This is a genomic window from Paraburkholderia sp. J67 (assembly GCF_905220265.1).
Taxonomy (GTDB): Bacteria; Pseudomonadota; Gammaproteobacteria; order Burkholderiales; family Burkholderiaceae; genus Paraburkholderia.
Window position 1 is genome coordinate 507450 of sequence record NZ_CAJMZK010000002.1, and the last position, 23018, is coordinate 530467.

23 protein-coding genes and 1 tRNA gene are annotated in these 23018 nt (G+C 65.6%); 11 read left to right on the forward strand and 13 right to left on the reverse strand.

Annotated features, from left to right (window positions below):
- Window positions 1–28 precede the first annotated feature (28 nt).
- From U5782_RS06140 to otsA, 3 genes are all read left to right on the forward strand, one after another.
- Entirely contained in the window at window positions 29–436 is a 408-nt protein-coding gene (locus tag U5782_RS06140; protein WP_322042927.1) for a hypothetical protein, read from the forward strand.
- A gap of 124 nt (window positions 437–560) precedes the next feature.
- Complete coding sequence (locus U5782_RS06145; protein ID WP_322042928.1) at window positions 561–827, forward strand: hypothetical protein; 267 nt, start codon at window positions 561–563, stop codon at window positions 825–827.
- A gap of 213 nt (window positions 828–1040) precedes the next feature.
- Window positions 1041–2531 carry an alpha,alpha-trehalose-phosphate synthase (UDP-forming) gene (gene otsA, locus U5782_RS06150; RefSeq protein ID WP_322042929.1) on the forward strand — a complete coding sequence of 497 codons (1491 nt, stop codon included), beginning with the start codon at window positions 1041–1043 and terminating at the stop codon, window positions 2529–2531.
- Between the two features lie 108 nt (window positions 2532–2639).
- Here the strand turns inward: otsA and U5782_RS06155 are convergent, their stop codons facing one another.
- The 10 genes from U5782_RS06155 to U5782_RS06200 form a co-directional block, all read right to left on the reverse strand.
- Complete coding sequence (locus tag U5782_RS06155; RefSeq protein WP_322042930.1) at window positions 2640–3197, reverse strand: hypothetical protein; 558 nt, start codon at window positions 3195–3197, stop codon at window positions 2640–2642.
- A gap of 183 nt (window positions 3198–3380) precedes the next feature.
- Window positions 3381–4808 carry an MFS transporter gene (locus U5782_RS06160; RefSeq protein WP_322042931.1) on the reverse strand — a complete coding sequence of 476 codons (1428 nt, stop codon included), beginning with the start codon at window positions 4806–4808 and terminating at the stop codon, window positions 3381–3383.
- A 125-nt stretch (window positions 4809–4933) separates the two neighbouring features.
- A complete protein-coding gene (locus U5782_RS06165) occupies window positions 4934–5437 on the reverse strand; it encodes a YbhB/YbcL family Raf kinase inhibitor-like protein (protein WP_322042932.1) in 504 nt (167 codons plus the stop codon).
- A gap of 157 nt (window positions 5438–5594) precedes the next feature.
- Entirely contained in the window at window positions 5595–6044 is a 450-nt protein-coding gene (locus U5782_RS06170) for a very short patch repair endonuclease (protein ID WP_322042933.1), read from the reverse strand.
- A gap of 6 nt (window positions 6045–6050) precedes the next feature.
- Entirely contained in the window at window positions 6051–7532 is a 1482-nt protein-coding gene (gene dcm, locus U5782_RS06175; RefSeq protein WP_322042934.1) for a DNA (cytosine-5-)-methyltransferase, read from the reverse strand.
- Between the two features lie 122 nt (window positions 7533–7654).
- Window positions 7655–7918, reverse strand: a complete 264-nt coding sequence (locus U5782_RS06180) for a hypothetical protein (protein ID WP_322042935.1) — start codon at window positions 7916–7918, stop codon at window positions 7655–7657.
- A 151-nt stretch (window positions 7919–8069) separates the two neighbouring features.
- Window positions 8070–8237: a hypothetical protein gene (locus tag U5782_RS06185; protein WP_322042936.1), complete on the reverse strand. Its 168-nt coding sequence runs from the start codon at window positions 8235–8237 to the stop codon at window positions 8070–8072.
- A gap of 75 nt (window positions 8238–8312) precedes the next feature.
- A complete protein-coding gene (locus tag U5782_RS06190; RefSeq protein ID WP_322042937.1) occupies window positions 8313–8588 on the reverse strand; it encodes a hypothetical protein in 276 nt (91 codons plus the stop codon).
- Between the two features lie 243 nt (window positions 8589–8831).
- Window positions 8832–8906 (reverse strand) — tRNA-Arg (locus U5782_RS06195).
- 195 nt (window positions 8907–9101) lie between these two features.
- Window positions 9102–9284, reverse strand: a complete 183-nt coding sequence (locus tag U5782_RS06200) for a rubredoxin (protein WP_322042938.1) — start codon at window positions 9282–9284, stop codon at window positions 9102–9104.
- A 281-nt stretch (window positions 9285–9565) separates the two neighbouring features.
- Here U5782_RS06200 and U5782_RS06205 point away from each other — a divergent pair, with 281 nt between their 5' ends.
- Both U5782_RS06205 and U5782_RS06210 read left to right on the forward strand, forming a co-directional pair.
- A complete protein-coding gene (locus U5782_RS06205; protein ID WP_322042939.1) occupies window positions 9566–9967 on the forward strand; it encodes a DUF4399 domain-containing protein in 402 nt (133 codons plus the stop codon).
- 115 nt (window positions 9968–10082) lie between these two features.
- Window positions 10083–12011, forward strand: coding sequence for an ATP-binding cassette domain-containing protein (locus tag U5782_RS06210; protein ID WP_322042940.1), 1929 nt, complete (start codon window positions 10083–10085; stop codon window positions 12009–12011).
- 37 nt (window positions 12012–12048) lie between these two features.
- On the opposite strand, the gene U5782_RS06215 is transcribed toward U5782_RS06210, so the two are convergent.
- Window positions 12049–12399, reverse strand: a complete 351-nt coding sequence (locus tag U5782_RS06215) for a DUF86 domain-containing protein (RefSeq protein WP_322042941.1) — start codon at window positions 12397–12399, stop codon at window positions 12049–12051.
- Window positions 12396–12686, reverse strand: a complete 291-nt coding sequence (locus tag U5782_RS06220) for a nucleotidyltransferase family protein (RefSeq protein ID WP_322042942.1) — start codon at window positions 12684–12686, stop codon at window positions 12396–12398. Before U5782_RS06220 ends, U5782_RS06215 begins: the two co-directional genes overlap by 4 nt.
- Before the next feature lie 368 nt (window positions 12687–13054).
- Between U5782_RS06220 and U5782_RS06225 the strand changes: the two genes are divergently transcribed.
- The 3 genes from U5782_RS06225 to U5782_RS06235 all read left to right on the forward strand — a co-directional run bounded on the left by U5782_RS06225 (window position 13055) and on the right by U5782_RS06235 (window position 18090).
- Window positions 13055–15046: a DNA topoisomerase IV subunit B gene (locus U5782_RS06225; RefSeq protein ID WP_322042943.1), complete on the forward strand. Its 1992-nt coding sequence runs from the start codon at window positions 13055–13057 to the stop codon at window positions 15044–15046.
- Between the two features lie 51 nt (window positions 15047–15097).
- Window positions 15098–17416, forward strand: a complete 2319-nt coding sequence (parC, locus tag U5782_RS06230; protein WP_322042944.1) for a DNA topoisomerase IV subunit A — start codon at window positions 15098–15100, stop codon at window positions 17414–17416.
- Between the two features lie 215 nt (window positions 17417–17631).
- Complete coding sequence (locus U5782_RS06235) at window positions 17632–18090, forward strand: CopD family protein (protein ID WP_322042945.1); 459 nt, start codon at window positions 17632–17634, stop codon at window positions 18088–18090.
- 50 nt (window positions 18091–18140) lie between these two features.
- Here the strand turns inward: U5782_RS06235 and U5782_RS06240 are convergent, their stop codons facing one another.
- Window positions 18141–19091, reverse strand: coding sequence for a LysR family transcriptional regulator (locus tag U5782_RS06240; RefSeq protein WP_322042946.1), 951 nt, complete (start codon window positions 19089–19091; stop codon window positions 18141–18143).
- Between the two features lie 175 nt (window positions 19092–19266).
- Between U5782_RS06240 and U5782_RS06245 the strand changes: the two genes are divergently transcribed.
- From U5782_RS06245 to U5782_RS06255, 3 genes are read left to right on the forward strand one after another with little or no spacing between them, the layout of a single operon-like run.
- Window positions 19267–20598 carry an MFS transporter gene (locus U5782_RS06245; RefSeq protein ID WP_322042947.1) on the forward strand — a complete coding sequence of 444 codons (1332 nt, stop codon included), beginning with the start codon at window positions 19267–19269 and terminating at the stop codon, window positions 20596–20598.
- A gap of 48 nt (window positions 20599–20646) precedes the next feature.
- On the forward strand, window positions 20647–21906 hold the full coding sequence (locus U5782_RS06250) for a Zn-dependent hydrolase (RefSeq protein WP_322042948.1): 1260 nt from the start codon (window positions 20647–20649) through the stop codon (window positions 21904–21906).
- 34 nt (window positions 21907–21940) lie between these two features.
- Window positions 21941–22969, forward strand: coding sequence for a histone deacetylase family protein (locus U5782_RS06255; RefSeq protein ID WP_322042949.1), 1029 nt, complete (start codon window positions 21941–21943; stop codon window positions 22967–22969).
- Window positions 22970–23018: the final 49 nt, after the last annotated feature.

Consider the following 23018-nt stretch of genomic DNA (forward strand, 5'->3'; position numbering starts at 1 on the left):
CTCCCTGGACTCTTTCGAGGAGCGAGCGATGCCGAGCAACAAACCATCCGGTCAATCCGATCCGTTGCGCGTGAAGCCCTGGCTCGCGCATACCCCGCAACCCGACGATCCGCCGCCCGATCAGCCCATGCCGCCCGACGTGCCACCGGTTGGCGATCCGCCGCCGCAGCCGGGCGAAGTGCCGCGCTCGGTCGATCCGCGTCTGTATCCGGCGATACGCATCGCTGCCCATGCGCAGGCGCGCGAAGAATGGGCGCACGTCGCACGAACGGCCCAGCGCGCAGGCCGGGCTGCCTGGGCGCGATGGGCGCGCTGGGTCGGCTGGGCGTGTCACCGCGGTTTCGCCGCGTCACTGCTCGCCGATATCCCGGGACAGCGCTCGTGCGGCGACGCAGCATCCGACCCTCGCGGCGCCCGTCGCCTGTCCCGCGCCTGAGCCCCGAGTTTTTTATGTACGGGTTACAAACGCCTGGCCATATTTACCGGCAAATTCACGCGGCGAACCCTAGACTATAAAAACCCCACCGCCGCGTGGCGGCCTTGCCGCTGGAGGCATCGACATGAGACATCCCGCATTGCGCCGATCCGGCCGTCATTCGAGCAAACGTGGCCCGCGCGACGGTGAAGCGAGGGGCAGCAATCCGGCCAGCGATCCGGCCGACTTCGCCCCCGACGCTGGCAGTCTGCCCAGTTCCCACGCCCATGACCCGGCCGGGCAGAATCGCCCAGCGCCCGGTGTGCCGCCCGATGGCGAGCACAACCAGGGCGGCGCGCGCGCCGAGGGAATCGAATATCAGCGCGATCTCGGCTCGGAGCAGGACGCCTGATTTCGTCATGGCGCCGTGTCTCGCGTAGCACCCTGCAGCCCGGAAATTGGCGACGCGATTGAACCGGTTCCCGCCGGATTTCGCGAAGTTTTTTCTCGCTTGCGCGCCGCGCAAAACAAATTTTCGCTCCAGATCGGAACGCCGAGGCATGCATCTTGCGTGACATGACAGTGCACCGTCCCCGGACCCAACGAAACAGGAGGTAGACCCGCAATGGGCAGACTGATCGTGGTATCGAATCGCGTTGCACCGACCCAGGAAGGGCGTCCCGCCGCTGGCGGGCTCGCAGTCGGCGTGCTGGACGCGCTCAAGGAAACCGGTGGCGTATGGTTTGGCTGGAGCGGCGAGACTGTCGCGGAACCGGCTGCGCCGACCATCGAACAGCAGGGCAGCGTCACTTACGCGACGGTCGGTTTGACTCGACGTGACTATGACCAGTACTACAAGGGCTTCTCAAATACGACGCTCTGGCCGACTTTCCACTACCGTAACGACCTCGCGCGCTATGAGCGTCAGGAGTACGGCGGCTATCTGCGCGTGAACGTCACGTTGGCGCGCCAGCTCCAGCCGCTGATCGAGCCCGACGACATCATCTGGGTCCACGACTATCACCTGATCCCGTTCGCGCGCTGCCTGCGCGACCTCGGCGTGAAGAACCCGATCGGCTTCTTCCTGCACATTCCGCTGCCAGTGCCCGAAGTCATGCGCTCGGTGCCGCCGCACGAAGAACTGATGAAGTTCCTGTGCCACTACGACGTGGTGGGCTTCCAGACCGATGCCGACCGCCAGGCCTTTCTCGACTACATCGAGCGCGGCGGCCACGGCACGTCGAGCGACGACGGCATGGTCCACGCGTGGGACCGCTTCCTGAAAGTGGGCGCGTACCCGATCGGCATCTATCCCGACGCCATTGCGAAAGCGGCCACGCAGTTCACCGACCGCAAGCCGGTGCGCAGCCTGCGCGACGCCATGCGCGGGCGCAAGCTCATCATGAGCGTCGACCGCCTCGACTACTCGAAGGGGCTCGCCGAGCGCTTCCAGGCGTTCGAGCGCATGCTGCAAAACGGGCCGGGCTGGCATGGCCGCGTCTCGCTGCTGCAGATCGCGCCGCCGACGCGCTCCGACGTGCAGACGTATCAGACGATCCGCCGCAATCTCGAAGGGGAGGCCGGGCGCATCAATGGCCGCTTTGCGCAACTCGACTGGACGCCGATTCAGTACCTCAACCGCAAATACGAGCGCAATCTGCTCATGGCGTTATTCCGTCAGGCGCAAGTGGGTTACGTCGCGCCGCTGCGCGACGGCATGAATCTGGTCGCGAAGGAATACGTGGCATCGCAAAATCCCGACGATCCGGGCGTGCTGGTGCTCTCGCAGTTCGCGGGCGCGGCCGAGCAGATGCCGGGCTCGCTCGTCGTGAATCCCTACGATCTGAACCAGACCGCCGAAGCGCTGGAGCGTGCACTGTCGATGCCGCATGCGGAGCGTCGCTCGCGCTACGAAGACATGATGGCGTCGCTGCGCGAGAACAATCTTTCGATCTGGCGCGATACGTTCCTGGCGGATCTGCGCAGCGTGGCGACGGCCGCGTCGGTTACCGCGAAGGCGCGCAGCGCCGCGCCCGCCGCCAAGGCCGATAAGCCCGCCGTGACGAACGCAGACGAGGCGAACAAAGCGCCCAGTACGACCAGCAAGGCGAGTTGAGTCTGTTTCGAGGATGCGCGCGGTGCCAACCATGCAGCGCGCGCGAGACGCAACGATTCACCCCCCGGCGACTTTCGAGTCGCCGTTTTTTTGCCCGCGCCGCGCGCCTCAGGCGCGTTGCACGCCCGCTTCGGCGTAGGGATGCGGCGCTTCGGTCGGATCGAAATCGGCCCAGTGGCCTGCGTGCCATTGGCCCGAGGCGCGTTCGACGTCATCGGCGCCGGATTCGCGCAGCACGTCGGCCGCGAGCGCCTGATTCTCCGCGCTCACATGCACGGCCAGCAGCACGCCCGACTGGCGCGTTTCGTGATGGACACGCGCCTCGTGCTCGGCGGGCCGCTGCCAGCCCGCGCCGATACGTGCGCCAATCCATGCGCCTACGCCGGCCGCGATCACGATCGAGGGCAGCGAAGCGGACAGCAGCGCGCCGAACAACGCCACGCCCACGACAGCGCCGGCCACCGCGCCCGCCGTCAGATTGCGCACGCGATGCGGCGGTGCGACGGCGTTATGCACGGGATGGGGCGTATGGCGCGCGTGTTGGCCGCGCGGATTGACGAAAAAGAGGTTGACGTCTTCTTCGACGAAACCGCGCGAGAACAGCTTCTCAGCAACGGCTTCGGCGGCGGGAAAGGTCGTGAACCGGCCAGCGACGATCAGGGACATGGGAATCCCCCTTTGCGAGGGTTGGCTCGCCAGAAGAACAGGACAGCGGCGCCGTCGCCATCGACGCGTGCTCAGACGTAAGCCGCCAGAGCAGGCGGACTGAAGGCGGCACGCCGTTAACCCATGGTAGTGCGTGCGGGCCGCAAAAACGAGGCGGCCCGTGTCGGTGGGAACGGATCGGGATCAGCCGCGCGCCCGGGTGGCGCGGCCCGGCACGAGTCGCATCAGGCTCACGACCGCCGCGGCCGCCGCGAACGCCGTCGCCACATAGAGCACGACGGTCGGCCCATGTTGGGGCGCCACGCCAAAGACCAGCGCGACCAGCGCCGCGCCGAGCGTCTGCCCCGACAGTCGTGCGGTGCCGAGCATCCCGCTCGCGCCGCCGCTGCGCTCGCGCGGTGCCGAGGAGAGAATCTGCCGGTTGTTGGGCGACTGGAAAATGCCGAAGCCCACGCCGCACAAAGCCATGCGCCAACAGATATCCAGGTCGGTGGGCTGCCCGTGCAACGTCGCGAGCGACAGCAGACCGAGCGCGAACAGCGCGAGCCCCACGCCGCCCAGGATCCCCGCAGGATAGCGGTCGGAGAGCGCGCCCGAGACGGGCGCGGCGACGACGATCACGAGCGGCCAGGGCGTCATCAGCAGGCCGGTCTGCACCTGCGAAAATCCGTAGGTGTCCTGCAAGAGGAAGGGCAGCGCCACGAACGCAAGCATTTGCGCGCAGAACGAGCAGACCGAGGTGCTGATCGAGAGCGCGAACAGCGGATTCGCGAGCAGATCGACGGGCAACAGCGGTGCGCTCTGGCTCAGCTGGCGGCGCACGAAATACCAGCCGATCACGATCGCCCCGACGAATTCGAGCGCGATCCATGCATGGTTTTCGCCGTGGCCAAGACCATCGACGGCGAAGATCAGCAGGCCGAACACCAGCGCGTTGAGCAGCGCGCTCAGATAGTCATAGGGTGCGGGATGCCGCTCGTTGACGGGCAGCGCGCGCAGGCCTAGCGCAATTGCGGCGATGCCGATCGGCACGTTGATCGCGAAGAGCCACGGCCAGGACGCGATCGACAGCACGCCCGAGGCGAGCGTCGGGCCGACGGCCGAGGCCACGGCCACGACCATCGCGTTGATGGCGACGCCGCGCCCGAGCATCGCGCGCGGATAGATCATGCGCACGAGCGCGGTGTTGACGCTCATCACGCCCGCGCCGCCGAAGCCCTGCACCATGCGCGCGACGGCGAGCGCGGGCAGCGAGGTCGCGAGCGCGCAGCCGAGCGAGGCCACCGTGAAGAGCGCGAGCCCCCACAGATAGATGCGCCGGTAGCCGATGCGGTCGCCTAGCGAGGAGAGCGGCAAGAGCGAGATCGTCACCGATAGCTGGTAGGCGTTGACGATCCAGATCGAGTTGGCGGCGCTTGCGTGCAGATGATGCGCGATGGTCGGCAGCGCGACGTTGGCGATCGCGCCGTCGAGCACGGCGAGCGTGATGCCGAGCGCGAGCACGAGGATCGCGTAATAGCGTTGCGGGATGGGCAGGCCGCTGTCGGGATCGTTGGGATCGGCGGTCGGCGTGGCGGGGGAAGGTGTGGCGAAGAGCGTGCGTGTGGGCATCGAAAAGTGGGACGGCGCGCATCTCCTGGCGCGCTGTCGGATAGATCGGGTGAGAAGTTGGCGCGCGCGTGGCGTCGTGTTGCCACGCGCGTCGCCGGGTCGGACTGTTGTTGCGGGTTCAGTCCTTATTTGAGTTCGTAGAGCCCGACGTAGGTGGTCGAGTCCAGTTCGTTCAGATGCGTCATGAAGCGCGCAACGGCGTTAGTGGTGTCCGGTGTGACGGGCAGTTGCGGCACCTTGAGCGCGTGAAGGCGGAAGATGTAGCGATGCGGCTTGTCCCCGCGCGGCGGCGCGGCGCCGCCGAAGCCCACCGTGCCGTAGTCGTTGCGCAGTTGCACGGCGCCGGGCGGCAGCAGACTGCCATCGGCGCGGCCGGCGTTGCGCGCGAGCGCGCGCACGTCAGGCGAGATGTTGACGACCACCCAGTGCCAGAAGCCGCTGCCCGTGGGCGCGTCCGGATCGTAGACGGTCAGGGCGAGGCTTTGGGTGTCGGGCGGCGGCGCGTCCCATTGGAGCGCGGGCGAGAGATTCTCGCCATCGACGCCGAAGGCACGATCATCGAACTCCTGCGCCTTCGGCATGAAGCCGTTACCCGGAAAGTCGTCGGACCAGAGTCGAAAGTCAGCCATCGCTTGTCTCCTTTCTCATGCGTTCTGGCACGGAGGCGTCAGGCGGGAAACACACCGCCAACGCTCATTGGCTCAATCGAGTGTAGCACCGTGGCGCAGCGCGCTCAGGCCGGCCGGCAAAGCGCGAACGGTAGCGGTTCGATCGGCCCAGGCGCCTTCACGCGCGGGCCTCGAACCAGCCCGACGTATCGTCCTTGAGCCACGTCGCGAGCCGGTCGACGACGGCTTGCGGATCGTGCGACGCCCCGCGCAGAGCGCATTCCCAGACCACGGCGACGCGCCAGCCCTGAGCGGCCAGTGCGGCGAGCGCGCGCGCGTCGTTGGTGCGATTGCGGCCGATCTTGGCGCGCCAGAATTCGGGCCGCGTCGACGGCCATTTGAAGAGCGCGCAGTTGTGGCCGTGCCAGAAGCAGCCGTGCACGAACACCACGGCGCGATAGCGCGGCAACACGATATCGGGGCGGCCAGGCAGCTCGCGCACGTCCAGGCGAAAACGAAACCCGCGACGGTGCAGCAGGCTGCGGATCAGGATCTCGGGTTTCGTGTTGCGCCCGCGAATGCCGGACATCATCCGGCTGCGGGTCGCGCTGTCGACGACGTCGACCATGAGGTGTCAGGCGGCGAGCGCCGCTTCGTCTTTGGCCGCTTTGGCCGTTTTGGCCACTTTCGCCGTCTTGGTCACTTTCGCGACCTTGGCGACTTTCTCGACCTTGGCGACTTTCTCGACCTTCACTGTCTTTACTGCCTTCGCGCCGCTCGTACGGCGCTTGCCTGCCGCTTTCGCTTTCGTGGCGGCAGGGGCGCGGGCCAGCGCCGCATCGAGATGCGGCATCATCGTGCGCGCCACTTCGCGCATCACCGGCATCACCACGCTGTTGCCGAACTGGCGGTACGCCTGGGTGTCGCTCACGGTAATGCGGAAGGTGTCGGGAAAGCCCATCAGGCGCGCGCACTCGCGCGGCGTGAGGCGGCGCGGGCGCACGCCTTCGCCCTGATACACGAGAATTTCGCTGCCGTCCTTGTGATAGCGCGCCGAAAGCGTGCGCGTGACACTCTCCGGAAACGCGAGGCCGTAGCCGAAGCCATTGCCGGCCGCACGATGCTTTTCGGCGTATTGCTGCAAGTAGGCCCACAGACCCGGCGTGAGCGTGTATTTCGGCTGCACGCGGCGCGCCGTGTGATCGAAGAAACGATCGCCGTCCCACGGCAGGAGCGGCTCGCTGCCGTCGGTGCGATGCAGGATCGAGGCGAGGCGCGGGCCTTCTTCGGGCAGGCTGAGCGCATCCCATGTGAACGGCGCCGGCTCGCGAAAGCCGACGATGATGATGCGCTCGCGATGCTGCGGCGTGAAATGACGCCCGTCGATCACGCGATAGTGGACGTCGTAGCCCAGCTCATCGCGCAGCACCTGCAGGATCACATCGAAGGTGCGGCCGTGATCGTGCGAGAGCAGGTTCTTGACGTTCTCGAGCATAAAGGCGGCGGGCCGCTTTTCGGCGATGATGCGCGCGACGTCGAAGAAAAGCGTGCCTTGCGTGCTGCACTCGAAACCGTGCGGACGCCCCAGTGCGTTCTTCTTGGAGACGCCCGCGATCGAAAACGGCTGGCACGGAAAGCCCGCGAGCAGCACGTCATGGTCGGGCACATTGGCCGCCGGAAACTCGACGATATCGCCTACGAAGGCGTGATCCTCGCCATCCTTCGGGCCGTAGTTCTCCAGGTAGGTCTTCTTCGAGAACGTGTTCCACTCGCTCGTCATGACGCAGGCGCCGCCCTGCGCCTCGAAGCCCATGCGGATGCCGCCGATGCCGGCGAACAGATCGACGAAACGAAAGCGCGCGCTCGCGCCAGGCGAGGGGGCCGCGTGGGCCGCCGTCTGCGCATCGGGCTCTGTGCTGCGCAACAGTTCGCGCAGCGCGGCTTCGAGCATCGCGGGGCAAGGCGTTTCGCCTTTTTCCCAACGGCGCACGGTCTTGACGTCCTTGCCGACATGAGCGGCGATCTGCTGCTGCGTGAAGCGCTGACGTGCCTGCGCAAGCAGGTTTCGCGAATGGGCCGGGTGCACGAAGTCCTCTCTGGGTATTTTGGCGGACATTATGACCGATGCCTGACCCGCGACACCAGGAATTCCGGACGCCAATGTGCTTCGCGCGTGCCGGGCACGCGCGAGCGACCCCGGCCAATACCTGGCCAGAGCTGAGAAGAGACTGCGTGAGGCTAGTGGTTCGCGGCGTGGCCGAGCGACTGCTGCGCCAGGCCGGCCGTCATCGACGCGACGTTCAACTCGTGCAGATCGATCTGCACCAGCAGGCTGTCGATATCGGCAAGCTGGCCTTTGTTGACGTGCCCGGTGTCGAGCAGTCTGTGCAGGCGGGCGCGCCAATAATTGCCGGAGAGGATCGGTCCGCCGAAGTCGCCCGAAAGGGAGAGTGGCATGACGCGACGGATGTGGGCAATGTCCTGATCGATGAGATTCGACATCAGGTAGCCAGGGGGGAGGGGACGGAGTGTGTCCATGTAAGGAGATTACGACAGCTCCGACCCCAACTTTAGCGAGATTGGACCCCTCGTTTACCCTGGGTTTGCCTGAATCATTCCAGATTGCCCTGGAGGAGCGCCGGGCGGCGCGAAATCAGCGCAGCAGCAGCATCGTCAGCGACGAAAACACCACGGTGGTGAGTGCGGCGATGAGGGCGAAAACGTAGGGCGAGGTCATGGCGGTGGTCTCCGGCAGCTCCGTGGTGATCCGGTCGTGCTGGAGAGCATCGTAGGCGATGCGGGGCGAGGCGAAAGTTAACAATTGACAAACCCCGCCGGGCTGGCGGACGCAACCGCCAAACGCCCGCATCGACTGCCTTTGCAGGCGGCGTCGGGCTTACTCGGCCGGCGTCGCAGGCGCGGGCGCCGGACCTTGCGCAGCGCCTTCGAGGAAGCGGCGCGTGGCGTCGAACGATTGCAGCATCGTCTCGGGCCACGGCGTTTGCAGCATCACGGCCTGATGGTTTTCGAACGCCGAGGACAGCAGCTTGATCAGCTCCGGCGAGCTCAGGTGGCGCAGCAGCACGCTCACGGCGATCGCGGTGGCCTGGCTGGCGCCAGCCGTCTGCAATTCGGAATGGGTGAGGGCGGCGACTTGCTTGTTGATGTCCATAGGGATCTGCCTGGAAATGGAGCGCTGCGGCGCGTGGAAAGTCGGACGCGGCTCGAACTCGAAAGACGGTTCTGAGGCGACATGCGCGCCGCGCAGCACAGGAAAAAGGGAAAGCGGAAACAGGAATGCCGTGCCCGGGTGCTGCAACTAGCAGCAAGCGGCGCTGGCTGAACGGGTGAGGAAAGGTCGAAGCAGGCGCAAACCGGGTGGCTGGCGGGTGAAAACCAATCGGGTGAAAGCATCTGGTCCCCCTGGCAGGAATCGAACCTGCATCTAGCGCTTAGGAGGCACTTGTTCTATCCATTGAACTACAGGGAGCGGTCAAAACCGCTGTGGGGAGCAGAAGCCCCGACTCCGCCCAGCCGCCATGTTTCCCAAGTCACCCGTCATGGCGCGGAGTCTGCGCGAGGACTTTGCCTGCGCAGGCGCAAGAGTATAGCAAACGCAATCCGGCTGGAAAATGTCTCCCGCGCCAGCGCTGGAACCGCGCCAAAGCCTTCGCCAGCGTGCCGCTCAGAACTCGACGACAGCGAAATCGGTCTTGCCCACATCGCACAGCGGGCAGCGCCAGTCTTCCGGAATATCGGCGAAGCGCGTGCCGGGGGCGATGCCCTCGTCGGGCAAGCCTTCTTCTTCGTTATAGATCCAGCCGCAGATCAGGCAGACCCAGCTCTTGTACTCGATGACTTCGCTCACAACACACCTTTATTCATTGCAGTTCGCGGCGCACGGCCGCGGAGAGTCCCTTTCATATGGCCCCGTTTAGCCGGGGCAGGGCGACCCGCGATGTTACCGGAAAATGACAGGAGCACCGTTCGCACGCCTCGTGAACCACGTTGTATTGGCGCATATGCCGCAGCGTCGCCGCCCGCTTTTCGCGCACCCTGCAGCGGGTGAAGCGTAGCGTCATGGCCGCGGTGTATGCTGGCCGCGAGGGGATCTGGACCCCTGCAAACGTCAATCCACAGGAGCGAACAATGATGAAAAGAACCTGGCTGGCCGGCATGACCTTCGCGGTGTGCCTGGCGGCGAGTGGCGTCGCGCGCGCCGAAGGCGTGTACTTCGTCGAGCCGAAGGACGGCGCAACGGTGAGCAATCCGGTGCACGTGAAATTCGGCATCGATGGCATGACGGTCGCGCCCGCCGGCACCGTCACGCCCAATACCGGCCATCATCATCTGCTGATCGACGGGCAGGCGCTGCCGCAAGGCCAGGTCGTGCCGGTCAACGACAAGTCGATCCACTACGGCAAAGGCCAGACCGAGGCCGACATCACGCTGCCGCCCGGCGACCACACGCTCACGGCGCAGTTCGCGAACGGCGCGCACCAGTCCTATGGCCCCGAGTGGAGCCAGACGATCACGGTTCACGTGAAGTAACGCGGCAACGCTTTCGTACCCCAAGCGGGGCGACGCTTCCACGGCGCAACGGGCCGTGCCGCGCGCCCCGGTACAATACGCGCTTGCTCTCCAACGCAGGCCACGGTCTCCATCCATGTCGCTTTACACCATCACCGGCGCGCAACTCGCGTTCGGCCACGTCGCGCTGCTCGATCACGCGGACTTTTCGCTCGAAGCCGGCGAGCGCGTCGGGCTGATCGGGCGCAACGGCGCGGGCAAGTCGTCGCTGCTCACAATCGTCGCCGATCTCGCCAAACCCGACGACGGCCTCGTCACGCGCCAGCAGAACCTCACGACCGTCTACGTGCCGCAGGAGCCGGACTTCGACACCGACCACACGGTGTTCGAAGCGGTCGCCTCGGGCCTCGCACACGTGCAAACGCTGCTCGAAGAGTTCGACGTCGTCGCGCACCAGCTGGCGGAAACGCCCGAAGGCGCGGAACACGACGCGCTGCTCGCGCGCATGAACACGCTGCAATCGTCGCTCGACACCGCCGACGGCTGGAACTGGCGCACGCGCGTGGCGACGACGCTCGCGCAGATCGGCCTCGAAGGCGAGGCGCGCGTGGGTGCGCTCTCGGGCGGCATGCAAAAGCGCGTGGCGCTGGCGCGCGCGCTCGTCCTGCAACCCGACGTGTTGCTGCTCGACGAACCGACCAACCACCTCGACTTCGACGGCATCCGCTGGCTCGAAGAGCTGCTGGTCTCGCAGCGCTCGAGCCTGCTCTTCATCACCCACGACCGCGCGTTCCTCGACCGCGTGGCCACGCGCATCGTCGAACTCGATCGCGGCAAGCTGCTCTCGTATCCGGGCAACTTTTCGCAGTATCAGGAGCGCAAGGCGCTGCAACTGGAAGTCGAGCGCGTGGAGAACGAGAAGTTCGACAAGCTGCTCGCGCAGGAAGAAGTGTGGATCCGCAAGGGCGTGGAAGCACGCCGCACGCGTAGCGTGGGCCGCATCGCGCGCCTCGTGCAGATGCGCGGCGAGCGCGCCGAGCGCCGCAACGTGCAGGGCAATGTGAAGCTCGACGTTGCCCAGGGCGACAAGTCGGGCAAGATCGTCGCGGAACTCACGGACGTCGTGAAGGAATATGGCGGCCGCCGGATCGTCGACCGTTTTTCGGGCACGGTGATGCGCGGCGACAAGATCGGCTTCGTCGGTCCTAACGGTGCGGGCAAGACCACGCTGCTCAAGCTGATCCTCGGCCAACTGAAGCCCGATGAGGGCACGGTGCGGGTCGGCACGAACCTGCAAGTCGCGTACTTCGACCAGATGCGCGCGCAGCTCGACCTCGAAAAGAGTCTCGCCGATACCATCAGCCCGGGTAGTGACTGGGTCGAAATCGCGGGCACGAAGAAGCACGTGATGAGCTATCTGGGCGACTTCCTGTTCGCCCCCGAGCGCGCGCGTTCGCCCGTGAAGTCGCTCTCGGGCGGCGAGCGCAACCGTCTGCTGCTCGCGCGCCTGTTCGCGCGGCCCGCGAACGTGCTGGTGCTCGACGAGCCGACCAACGACCTCGATATCCCGACGCTCGAACTGCTCGAAGAACTGCTCGCCGATTACGACGGCACCGTGCTGCTGGTCTCGCACGATCGCGCGTTCCTCGACAACGTGGTGACCTCGGTGATCGCTTCCGAGGGCGACGGGCGCTGGCGCGAGTATGTCGGTGGCTTCACCGACTGGCAGACGCAGAGCGCGCGCTCGCAGGAAATCGCCGAGGCGCGTGCGCCGAAGGAAGCCGCGCCGGCCGCCGCGGCGTCGAAGGACAGCGCGGCGGGGCGCAACGCGCAGCGCGGCGTCAAGCTTTCGTTCAAGGAGCAGCGCGAGCTGGACGAGCTGCCCAAGCGCATCGAGGCGCTGGAGACGGAGCAGAAGACCATCGGCGCGCAGATCGAGGACGGTTCGATCTTCGCGAAGGACGGCCGGGAAGCCACGCGACTGACCGAGCGCTTTGCGCAGATCGACGAGGAACTGCTCGTGGCGCTGGAACGGTGGGAAGAGCTGGAAGCGAAGCGGAAGTAACGCGATGCGAGAGAAGCGGCCTGTGAGGGCCGCTTTTTTATGGCTGGCGCGAGCGCTGCAGCGCTCGTTCGAGCTCAGGAAGATCTCGCTGGATCGTTTGCCACACAAGATCGAGATCGACCGCGAAATACGCGTGCGACATCTGGTTGCGCATGCCGTACATGTCTTGCCAGGGAATATCGCCATGGCGAGCAACAAAGTCTGGATCGACGCGCATGATGTTGCGCGAAGCTTCGCCGATGATCTCAAAATTGCGCACAACGGCGTCGATTGCCATCGGCGTTGCCTTGAACGATTGCACGGAAAGTGGTGCCGTGTATTCGCGAATGCGCGCAATCGCTGTCAGCATGTGCTCGATGAAGTGTGGCGTGCGAAGTTCGCCTTTCATATCCGCACCGCTTCTGCAACGATCCGCTCGCGCAGGGTGTCAGGCAGGCCGCCCGACGTGACGATATCGACCGGCACGCCCAATAGCGTTTCCAGCTGTCTTTGCATTCGTGCGAGATCGAACAGCGTCGTTTCCGGCGTGGTATCGACCAGCAGGTCAAGATCGCTATCTTCGTCGTCCTCGTCCCGCGCCGACGAACCGAACACGCGCGCATTCATCGCGTGATGGCTCGCGACGATCTCGCGGATTTCCGCGCGATGCGCGCGCAAAGCTTCGGATGGTCTCATGACGGCTCCATGCTCCTCTCGATTCCGGGAATCCTTGCAACGAACGGTCCAGCAAAATCTGGTCCAAAAACCCGCAGGCGGCGCAGCTCGAAACCCCTTGCCGCACGCGTCCGATTCTACGCGAGTCACGTTTCCCACCGCCCCCTGGCCGAACGGCCGACCCTCAAGCAAATTGCCGCGCGGTCCCAAATCAGTACAATACCTCGCGAATACGGTCGACCGGGCTGCTGCGCGCGTTTTGCGCGCCCTGCGAGCAGCCCGCTCACGCCTTTGTTTCGTCACGGTTTTTTTGAACACTCAACGCGTTTTCCCCGCAGATGTCCACAGCATCTGTGGACAAGCGCGCGGACCACTCCCTGCGGATCACCATGTCAACGAAGAAGTCAAACGCTGCGAACGCTGGATATAGCGAAGCGTCGATCAAGGTGCTCAAGGGCCTCGAGCCCGTCCGGCAACGGCCGGGCATGTACACGCGCACCGAGAATCCGCTGCACATCATTCAGGAAGTCATCGACAACGCTTCGGACGAAGCGCTCGGCGGCTTCGGCAAGCGCATCACCGTCACGCTGCATGCGGACCAGTCGGTCTCCGTCGAGGACGACGGCCGTGGCATCCCGTTCGGCCTGCATCCCGAAGAAAAGGTGCCGGTCGTCGAAATCGTTTACACCCGCCTGCACGCGGGCGGCAAGTTCGACAAGGCCGCCGGCGGCGCCTATACGTTCTCGGGCGGCCTGCACGGCGTGGGCGTCTCGGTCACCAATGCGCTCTCGAAGCGCCTCGACGTGACCGTCTGGCGCGACGGCAAGGTCGCTGAACTCGGTTTCTCGAACGGCGACGTCGTCAAGCCGCTGACCGTACGCAATGCCTCGCGCGACGAAAAGAAGACTGGCACGCGCGTGACCGCGTGGGCCGATCCGAAGTATTTCGACTCGCCCAATCTGCCGTTCGGCGAACTGCAACGCCTGCTGCGCTCGAAGGCCGTGCTGCTGCCCGGCGTCGAAGTCGAACTGGTCAATGAAAAGACCGGCGAGCGCCTGAGCTGGAAATACGAAGACGGCCTGCGCGGCTATCTGCTCGAAGGCATGGGCGGCGCCGATCTGCTGATCCCGCTGTTCGAAGGCGAGCGCTACGCCGACGGCCGCACCAACGACGACACCTTCGCCGAAGGCGAGGGCGCCGCCTGGGTGGTGGCCTGGTGCGAGGAAGGCTCGCTCACGCGCGAGTCCTACGTCAACCTGATTCCGACCCCCGCGGGCGGCACGCACGAAAGCGGCCTGCGCGACGGCCTGTTCCAGGCGGTGAAGAGCTTTGTCGAATTGCACAATCTTCAGCCGAAAGGCGTGAAGCTGCTGCCCGAAGACGTCTTCGCGCGCGTCTCGTTCGTGCTCTCCGCCAAGGTGCTCGACCCGCAATTCCAGGGGCAGATCAAGGAACGCCTGAACAGCCGCGACGCCGTCAAGCTGGTGTCGTCGTTCACGCGTCCGGCGCTCGAACTTTGGCTCAACCAGCACGTCGAGCACGGCAAGAAGCTCGCCGATCTCGTCATCAAGCAGGCGCAGGCGCGCACGCGTGCGGGCCAGAAGGTCGAGAAGCGCAAGAGCTCGGGCGTGGCCGTGCTGCCCGGCAAGCTCACCGACTGCGAGTCGACCGATATCGCGCGCAACGAACTGTTCCTCGTCGAGGGCGATTCGGCGGGCGGTTCCGCGAAGATGGGCCGCGACAAGGAATATCAGGCCATCCTGCCGCTGCGCGGCAAGGTGCTCAACACGTGGGAAACGGAGCGCGATCGCCTCTTCGCCAACAACGAAGTGCATGACATTTCGGTGGCGATCGGCGTCGATCCGCATAGCCCGGACGACACCGTCGATCTCTCGAACCTGCGCTACGGCAAGATCTGCATTCTCTCGGACGCGGACGTCGATGGTTCGCACATCCAGGTATTGCTGCTCACGCTGTTCTTCAAGCATTTCCCGCAACTGATCGAGCGTGGTCACGTGTGCGTGGCGCGCCCGCCGCTGTTCCGCGTCGATGCGCCCGCGCGCGGCAAGAAGCCCGCGCAGAAGCTCTACGCACTGGACGAGGGCGAGCTCGAAGCGACCCTGGACAAGCTGCGCAAGGACGGCGTGCGCGAGACGCAATGGTCCATCAGCCGCTTCAAGGGTCTCGGCGAAATGAGCGCCGAACAGCTCTGGGACACGACGATGAACCCCGACACGCGCCGCCTGTCGCCCATCGTGCTCGGCGACCTCGACTACGAGTCCACCGTCTCGCGCATGACGATGCTGATGGGCAAGGGCGAAGCGGCTTCGCGCCGCTCGTGGATCGAAGAGAAGGGCAACGAAGTCGAAGCGGACATCTGATCCGCGCCTTCAGACATAACAGCCCACACCAGATTACGGACTGATTGAAACATGGACGATCTTTTTGTTGAAGCGAATGGCGCCGCGGAAGGCGGCGACACGCTCACGCTCGGCCACTACGCGGAGCGCGCGTATCTCGACTACGCGGTGAGCGTGGTCAAGGGCCGTGCGCTGCCCGACGTCTGCGACGGCCAGAAGCCGGTGCAGCGCCGCATTCTCTACGCGATGAACGAAATGGGGCTCGGCGACAACGCCAAGCCTGTGAAGTCGGCGCGCGTGGTCGGCGATGTGCTCGGTAAGTACCACCCGCACGGCGACCAGTCGGCCTACGACGCGCTCGTGCGTCTGGCCCAGGACTTCTCGATGCGCTATCCGCTCATCGACGGTCAGGGCAACTTCGGCTCGCGCGACGGCGACGGCGCGGCGGCCATGCGTTACACGGAAGCGCGCCTCACGCCCATCGCGAAGCTGCTGCTCGATGAAATCAACATGGGCACCGTCGATTTCATGCCGAACTACGACGGTTCGTTCCAGGAGCCCAAGACGCTGCCCGCGCGCCTGCCGATGCTGCTGCTCAACGGCGCATCCGGTATCGCGGTCGGCCTCGCCACCGAAATCCCTTCGCACAATCTGCGCGAAGTGGCGACGGCAGCCGTGGCGATGATCAAGAATCCGAAGCTTTCGCACGCGGAGATCATGGAGCGCCTGCCGGGGCCCGATTTCCCGGGCGGCGGCCAGATCATTTCGAGCGAAGCGGAAATCTCCGCAGCTTATGAATCGGGTCGCGGCAGCCTGAAGGTGCGCGCGCGCTGGAAGATCGAGGATCTCGCGCGCGGCCAGTGGCAACTCGTCGTCACCGAACTGCCGCCGAATACCTCGGGCCAGAAGGTGCTCGAAGAGATCGAGGAGCTGACCAATCCGAAGCTCAAGCTCGGCAAGAAGGCGCTCACGCCCGAGCAGTTGCAGAACAAGCAGACCATGCTGGGCCTGCTCGACGCCGTGCGCGACGAGTCGGGCCGGGACGCGCCCGTGCGCCTCGTGTTCGAGCCGAAGACGAGCAAGATCGACCAGGGCGAATTCGTCAATTCGCTGCTCGCCAACACGAGCCTCGAATCGAACGCGTCGCTGAATCTCGTGATGATCGGCGCCGACGGCCGTCCGCGCCAGAAGGGCATCAGCGAGATCCTGGGCGAGTGGATCGGCTTCCGCTTCGCCACGGTCACGCGCCGCACGCAGCATCGCCTGGCCAAGGTCGACGACCGCATCCACATCCTCGAAGGGCGGATGATCGTCTTCCTCAATATCGACGAAGTCATCCGCATCATCCGCGAGTCGGACGAGCCGAAGGCGGCGCTGATGAGCGCGTTCGGTCTCTCCGAGCGCCAGGCCGAGGACATTCTTGAAATCCGTCTGCGCCAGTTGGCGCGACTGGAGCGAATCAAGATCGAGAAGGAACTGTCCGAATTGCGCGAAGAGAAGGCGAAGCTCGAAGAACTGCTCGCCAACGAGTCGTCGATGAAGCGACTCATCGTCAAGGAAATCGAAGCCGACGCCAAGCAGTACGGCGACGATCGCCGCACGCTGATCCAGCAGGAAAAGCGCGCGAGCTTCGAAGTGCGCGTGGTGGACGAGCCGGTCACGGTGGTCGTGTCGCAGAAGGGCTGGGTGCGTGCGCTCAAGGGGCACGGCCTCGACCAGCAGGGCTTCACGTTCAAGGCCGGCGACGGCCTCTATGCGGCGTTCCAGTGCCGCACGCCCGACATGCTCATCGCGTGGGGCAGCAACGGGCGCGTCTATTCGGTTTCCGTGGCGCAACTGCCCGGCGGCCGTGGCGACGGCGTGCCCGTCACTTCGCTGATCGAGCTCGAATCGGGCACGCATCTGCTGCATTACTTCGCGGCCAATGCCGAGCAGCAACTGCTGCTCGCATCGAGCAACGGCTTTGGCTTTATCGCGAAGATCGGCGACATGGTGAGCCGCGTGAAGGCGGGCAAGGCCTTCATGACGATCGACGAAGGCTGCGTGCCGCTCACGCCGATGCCGATGGTGCCGGGTGCGCTGCAGGTGGCGTGTCTGTCGTCGGGCGGGCGCGTGCTGGTGTTCGGTCTCGACGAGATGAAGACGCTCTCGGGCGGCGGGCGCGGCGTGATCCTGATGCAGCTCGAAGACAAGGAAACGCTGGTCCAGGCGCTGGGGATCAGCGCGGCGGGCGTCGTGCTGATCGGCCTGGGCCGCGGCAACAAGCCGGGCGAAGACCTCATGGCCGGGCCGGTGCTCGCGCCGCAGATCGGCAAGCGCGCGCGCAAGGGCCGCACGCCGGACTCGAAGCTCAAGGTCGTTCAGGGCATGCGCCCGGTGCTGCCGCAATAAGCGGCGGCACGTCGAGCCAGCCGGGGCTGGCCCGTGTTCGTCATGGGCCAGCTCGTCAAGCCAGCCAATGCACGCTCGTTGCAGCGTGCACACATCCGGCGCGTATCGTTCAACCGCATGGAATAATGCCGCGCACTTGATGCGGCGCGTGGTGCAGCAACAGCGTTGCACACACGCGTTCGCGCCGGATACTTTTACGTAGAGGAATTACCAGCATGGGTCACGCGATCGAAATCGCGCTGTTTCTGCATCTGCTGAGCGTTGCCGTCTGGGTGGGCGGCATGGTCTTCGCACACTATTGTCTGCGCCCCGCGCTCGAAGATCTTTCGCCGCAACTGCGCCTGCCGCTCATCGAATCGGTGTTCGGCCGCTTCTTCAACTGGGTGGGCATCGCCATCATCGTGATCCTGCTGAGCGGCGGCTTTCTGCTGATGCAGTTCGGCGGCGGCCATGCCACGTGGCAGCTGCATGCGATGGCGGGTCTTGGCGTGATCATGATGCTGATCTTCGGCCATATCCGGTTTGCGCTCTTTCCGCGCATCCGCCGTGCGGTGCAGGCGCAGAAGTGGCCCGACGGCGCGCGCGCCGTGGGGACGATGCGCCGCCTCGTGGTGGTCAATCTCGTGCTGGGTATCGTGACGATCGGCGTCGCGGTGCTGGCGCGCGGGTATTGAGCGCGCTTATCGCTATATCGTTGTTTTAACAACGTTCGCGGACGCGTCCTTCATAGACGCTCCGCGAGCGCATAGAGCTGCATGCAGCGCTCCATCGCGTCGAAGAACACCGCTTCGGCCACATTCATCTTGCGTTCGCGATGCCACAGCAGGTGGATATCGACATCCGCGAGACCTTCCTCCGGCGGCAGCCGCCACAGCCGCTGGCGCGCCAGATCGTCCTTCACCGTATGCTCGGGCAGGCAGCCGATGCCATAGCCCGCGAAGATCAGCCGCCGCACTTCGTCCAGACTCGCCGATGACGCCACGATGCGTCCCGTGAAGCCGCGTTGATCGCGAAACACCGTAAGCGGCGAGAGACTGTCGCCGATCTGGTCGCTCGTGAATGAGACGAAATTTTCCGCGAGCAGGTCTTCCATCGTCAGTTGCGAGAGCCCGAAAAGCCGGTGATGCCGGCCGCAGAAGATCGCATAGCGCTGGCGCAGGAAGCAGCGCATTTCCAGCTTGTCGACCGGCGTGCGGCACAGGCCCAGGCCCGCCGTCGCGGTCTTTTGCAGCAGCGAGGAAATGATGTCGGTTGAGCGCATCACTTCGATTTGCAGATCGATGCGCGGATACGCGACGTGGAATTCCGCGAGGAATTCGTCGTAGACGCGCGACTCGATCCGGCTCACCGTGAGCAGGCGGATCGAGCCGGTGATGTCGGTGGTGCGCTCGTCGAGTTCCGTCTCCAGCCGCGAGATATTGCCGTAAATGTCGCTCGCGATCCGGTAGACCTCTTCGCCCGCCTGGGTCGGCACGAACTGCGCGCCGCGCCGCTCGATCAGCTTGCGCCCGAGAGCGTCTTCGAGGCGTTTGAGCGCCTGGCTCACGGCTGGTTGCGTGACGTAGAGGCGCGCGGCGGCGCGGCTCAGGCTGCGCTCCTGCATGATCGCCAGATACGTGCGCAGCAGGTTCCAGTCGAGGCGGTCGTTGAGAAAGCGGGCGGTGTCGGGGCGCATGGGGGGTCTTTCGGGCGGCAGTCCGCGTGAGGTATTAGCCAGATTTATACAGAAGATAATAACTCGAAATTTGACTAATGTTTTCTGGCTGGCGATAAAGGATGCATGGCGAATGCGCGGTTTTTACGCGCATCGACCTCTGCCAATACCGTACGCGCCCGAAGGAGACTGACCCATGGCCACCCCCCAATCCGCCGCCCCGGCGGCCCGACAGCCGGTACGCGCCGCCGCCGCCGCGTTCATCGGCACCATGATCGAGTGGTACGACTTCTACATCTATGCCACGGCCGCCGCGCTCGTTTTCGGTGACCTGTATTTCCCGTCCGAGGATCGCTTCGTCAGCACGATGGCCTCATTCGCGACCTTCGCGGTGGGCTTCTTCGCGCGGCCGCTCGGCGGCGTGATCTTCGGGCATCTGGGCGACCGCATCGGCCGCAAGAAGGCGCTCATGACCACGCTCATGATGATGGGCGTCGCGACCGTGTGCGTGGGCCTCTTGCCCTCGTACGCGAAGGTGGGCGCGCTCGCGCCGGTGCTGCTCGTCCTGCTGCGCGTGGTGCAGGGCATCGCCGTGGGCGGCGAGTGGGGCGGCGCGGTGCTGATGGCGGGCGAACACGCGCCCGAAGGCCGTCGCACCTTCTTCGCCTCGTTCGCGCAACTGGGCTCGCCGGCGGGGCTGATTCTCTCGCTGCTGGCGTTTCGCTCGGTCACGTCGCTCGATAAGGCCGATTTCCTCTCCTGGGGCTGGCGCTTGCCGTTCCTCGTCTCGGCCGTGCTGTTGGTGGTGGGCATCATGATCCGTCTGGGCGTGAACGAATCGCCTGAATTCGCGAAGCTCAAGGAGCAGCGCCGTACCGCCAAACTGCCGATCGCCGAAGTGTTCAGCTCGGCCTGGGGCCTCGTGCTGCTGTGCATCGGCGCGAACACCATCGGTATCGCGGGCGTGTACTTCACCAACACCTTCATGATCGCGTACACGACGCAGTACGTCGGCATCACGCGTTCGATGATTCTCGACTGCCTGTTCGTCGTCGCCTTCATCCAGTTCTTCTCGCAACCGCTCGCGGCCTGGCTCGCCGAGCGTCTGGGCGGCGCGCGCTTTCTCAAGCTCGCGGCCCTTGGCGCGATGCTCTCGCCGTATCCCATGTTCATGCTGGTGCAGAGCGGCCGCGTGGTGCCGATGGTGATCGGCATCGCCATCGCCGTGGTCTGCATGGCGAGCTACTACTCGGTGATCGCGGGCTTCGTCGCGGACGTGTTTCCGACGCGCGTGCGCTACTCGGCGATCTCGCTCTCGTACCAGGTATGTGGCGCGATCGCGGGCGGCATGACGCCGCTCGTCGGCACCTGGCTCGCGCATCGCTATGCCGGGCAGTGGTGGCCGCTCGCCGTGTTCTATACGGGCCTCGCGGGTGTGTCGCTGCTGTGCATCGTCGCGCTCGACGCGCGCCGCCGTCAGCATGCGCACGACGCGGCTGCCGTGCAGGCGCTCGGCTCCCATCAATAAGCTTTGCTGACGAACCAGCGACATCAATCGATCGAAACGGAACAACCGATGAAAGACCTCTTGCAAATCGACGGCCCGCGTCTGTGGGTGAGCCTCACGGAAATGGCGCGCATTGGCGCGACGGCGGGCGGCGGCGTGCGCCGCCTCGCGCTCACCGAAGAAGACCGTCAGGGCCGCGAGCTGTTCGCGCGCTGGTGCCGTGAAGCGGGCATGACGGTGTGGACCGACGAAGTCGGCAACCTGTTCGCGCGCCGCGCGGGCACCGACGCCAACGCCGCGCCCGTGCTGATGGGCAGCCACCTCGACACGCAACCCGAGGGTGGCCGCTTCGACGGCGTCTACGGCGTGCTGGCCGCGCTCGAAGTGGTGCGCGCGCTCAACGACGTCGGCGCGACCACGGAAAAGCCCATCGAGATCTGCTCCTGGACCAACGAGGAGGGCGCGCGTTTCACGCCCGCGATGCTGGGCTCGGCGGTGTTCGCGGGCGCGATGACGCTCGACGACGCGCTCGCCCGTGAAGATGCCGATGGCGTGACGCTCGGCGCGGCGCTGGACACCTGCGGCGCGCGCGGCACGCGTGCGGTGCAAGGGGTGGCCGTGGACAGCTATTTCGAGGCGCATATCGAACAAGGTCCGATCCTGGAGGCCAACGGCACGACCATCGGCGTGGTCACGGGCGGCCAGGCGATCCGCTGGTTCGACGTCAACGTGACGGGCGTGGCCGCGCATGCGGGCACGACGCCGATGCGTTACCGCAAGGACGCGTTCTTCGGCGCGGCGCAGATGGCGCTGGAAATCGAGCGCGTGATGGCGCGCTACGCACCGCTCGGGCTGGTGACGATCGGCCAGATGCAGATTGCGAATTCGTCGCGCAACACCATCGCCGCGAATCTCACTTTCACGGTCGATCTGCGCCACCCCGACGACGCTCAACTCGACGCAATGGAGCGCGACCTGCGCGCCGTTTGCGCATCGGTGGGCGGCTCGCGCGGGCTTGGCGTCGACATCGCGCATTGCTGGACCAGCCCCGCCACGCCGTTCGATCCGGCCTGCGTCGCGCTCGTGGCCGACGCGGTCGAGCGTCTGGGCTACTCGAATCAACGCATCGTGAGCGGTGCGGGCCACGATGCGATCCACCTGGCGCGCTACTGCCCGACGGCGATGGTGTTCATTCCGTGCGTGGACGGCCTCTCGCACAACGAAGCCGAAGACGCCTTGCCCGAGGACGTCACGGCGGGCACCAACGTGCTGTTCAACGCGGTTGCCGCGCGCGCGGGCGTGCGCGTGCCGCAGACCGTGGCGGCCTGAGCGCGATCAAATCCGACTGGCAGGAGAGCTGACTATGAAAACCTGGTTTCACCCCGAGCAACTGCTGCACCATCCGCGCAGCTATCTCTCGCGCGGCCAGATGCGCGAGCCGCAGGAAGTGCCCGAACGCGCTGCGCGCCTCGTCGCGGCGGCGCACTCGCTCGACTTCGAGGTGCGCGAACCCGCCGACTTCGGCACGGCGCCTATCGCCGCGGTGCATGACATGAACTATTTGCGCTTCCTGGAAGAAGCGCACGCCGACTGGAAGCGCATGCCCGACGACTGGGGCGACGAAGTGATGTCGAACATCTTCGTGCGCGAGCCCAACCCGCTGCGCGGCGTGCTCGCCCAGGCGGCGCGCTATCTCGCCGACGGCAGTTGCCCGGTGGGCGCGAATACGTGGCGCGCGGCGTACTGGTCGGCGCAGAGCGCGCTGGCGGCTGCGGCCTGCGTGAACGAAGGCGAGCGCGAGAGCTATGCGATCAGCCGTCCGCCCGGCCACCACGCGCGCGCCGATGCAGCGGGCGGCTTCTGCTACCTGAACAACGCGGCCATCGCGGCGCAGTCGTTGCGCAGCCGCTTCAAGCGCGTGGCGATCCTCGACACGGACATGCACCACGGCCAGGGCGTGCAGGAAATCTTCTACGGCCGCGACGACGTGCTCTATATCTCGATCCACGGCGACCCGACCAACTTCTACCCGGTCGTCGCGGGCTACGAGGAGGAGCGGGGCGCGGGCGCGGGCGAGGGCTACAACGTCAATTTGCCGATGCCGCATGGCGCGTCCGAAGCGCAGTTCTTCGAGCGCGTGGAAGCCGCGCTGCGCGTGCTCAAGCGCTTCGAGCCCGATGCGCTGGTGCTCGCATTGGGCTTCGACATCTACAAGGACGACCCGCAGTCGAAGGTGGCCGTGAGCACCGAGGGTTTCGGCAAGCTCGGCCAGGCGATTGGCGCACTCGATCTGCCTTCGGTGATCGTGCAGGAAGGGGGCTACCACCTCGAAAGTCTCGAAGACAACGCCCGCGCGTTCTTCGGCGGTTTTAGCGGCGCCAGGACACGCTAAGGCCGCAACAAGCACAGCGGGGCAGTGCGATTCGTCGCACTGCCCCGCA

What these genes read in the sequence shown, in the direction of transcription:
- U5782_RS06140 (WP_322042927.1), top strand. Translation starts at nt 29, where the DNA reads ATGCCGAGCAACAAACCATCCGGTCAATCCGATCCGTTGCGCGTGAAG.
- U5782_RS06145 (WP_322042928.1), top strand. Translation starts at nt 561, where the DNA reads ATGAGACATCCCGCATTGCGCCGATCCGGCCGTCATTCGAGCAAACGT.
- otsA (WP_322042929.1), top strand. Translation starts at nt 1,041, where the DNA reads ATGGGCAGACTGATCGTGGTATCGAATCGCGTTGCACCGACCCAGGAA.
- U5782_RS06155 (WP_322042930.1), bottom strand. Translation starts at nt 3,197, where the DNA reads ATGTCCCTGATCGTCGCTGGCCGGTTCACGACCTTTCCCGCCGCCGAA.
- U5782_RS06160 (WP_322042931.1), bottom strand. Translation starts at nt 4,808, where the DNA reads ATGCCCACACGCACGCTCTTCGCCACACCTTCCCCCGCCACGCCGACC.
- U5782_RS06165 (WP_322042932.1), bottom strand. Translation starts at nt 5,437, where the DNA reads ATGGCTGACTTTCGACTCTGGTCCGACGACTTTCCGGGTAACGGCTTC.
- U5782_RS06170 (WP_322042933.1), bottom strand. Translation starts at nt 6,044, where the DNA reads ATGGTCGACGTCGTCGACAGCGCGACCCGCAGCCGGATGATGTCCGGC.
- dcm (WP_322042934.1), bottom strand. Translation starts at nt 7,532, where the DNA reads ATGTCCGCCAAAATACCCAGAGAGGACTTCGTGCACCCGGCCCATTCG.
- U5782_RS06180 (WP_322042935.1), bottom strand. Translation starts at nt 7,918, where the DNA reads ATGTCGAATCTCATCGATCAGGACATTGCCCACATCCGTCGCGTCATG.
- U5782_RS06190 (WP_322042937.1), bottom strand. Translation starts at nt 8,588, where the DNA reads ATGGACATCAACAAGCAAGTCGCCGCCCTCACCCATTCCGAATTGCAG.
- U5782_RS06205 (WP_322042939.1), top strand. Translation starts at nt 9,566, where the DNA reads ATGATGAAAAGAACCTGGCTGGCCGGCATGACCTTCGCGGTGTGCCTG.
- U5782_RS06210 (WP_322042940.1), top strand. Translation starts at nt 10,083, where the DNA reads ATGTCGCTTTACACCATCACCGGCGCGCAACTCGCGTTCGGCCACGTC.
- U5782_RS06215 (WP_322042941.1), bottom strand. Translation starts at nt 12,399, where the DNA reads ATGAAAGGCGAACTTCGCACGCCACACTTCATCGAGCACATGCTGACA.
- U5782_RS06220 (WP_322042942.1), bottom strand. Translation starts at nt 12,686, where the DNA reads ATGAGACCATCCGAAGCTTTGCGCGCGCATCGCGCGGAAATCCGCGAG.
- U5782_RS06225 (WP_322042943.1), top strand. Translation starts at nt 13,055, where the DNA reads ATGTCAACGAAGAAGTCAAACGCTGCGAACGCTGGATATAGCGAAGCG.
- parC (WP_322042944.1), top strand. Translation starts at nt 15,098, where the DNA reads ATGGACGATCTTTTTGTTGAAGCGAATGGCGCCGCGGAAGGCGGCGAC.
- U5782_RS06235 (WP_322042945.1), top strand. Translation starts at nt 17,632, where the DNA reads ATGGGTCACGCGATCGAAATCGCGCTGTTTCTGCATCTGCTGAGCGTT.
- U5782_RS06240 (WP_322042946.1), bottom strand. Translation starts at nt 19,091, where the DNA reads ATGCGCCCCGACACCGCCCGCTTTCTCAACGACCGCCTCGACTGGAAC.
- U5782_RS06245 (WP_322042947.1), top strand. Translation starts at nt 19,267, where the DNA reads ATGGCCACCCCCCAATCCGCCGCCCCGGCGGCCCGACAGCCGGTACGC.
- U5782_RS06250 (WP_322042948.1), top strand. Translation starts at nt 20,647, where the DNA reads ATGAAAGACCTCTTGCAAATCGACGGCCCGCGTCTGTGGGTGAGCCTC.
- U5782_RS06255 (WP_322042949.1), top strand. Translation starts at nt 21,941, where the DNA reads ATGAAAACCTGGTTTCACCCCGAGCAACTGCTGCACCATCCGCGCAGC.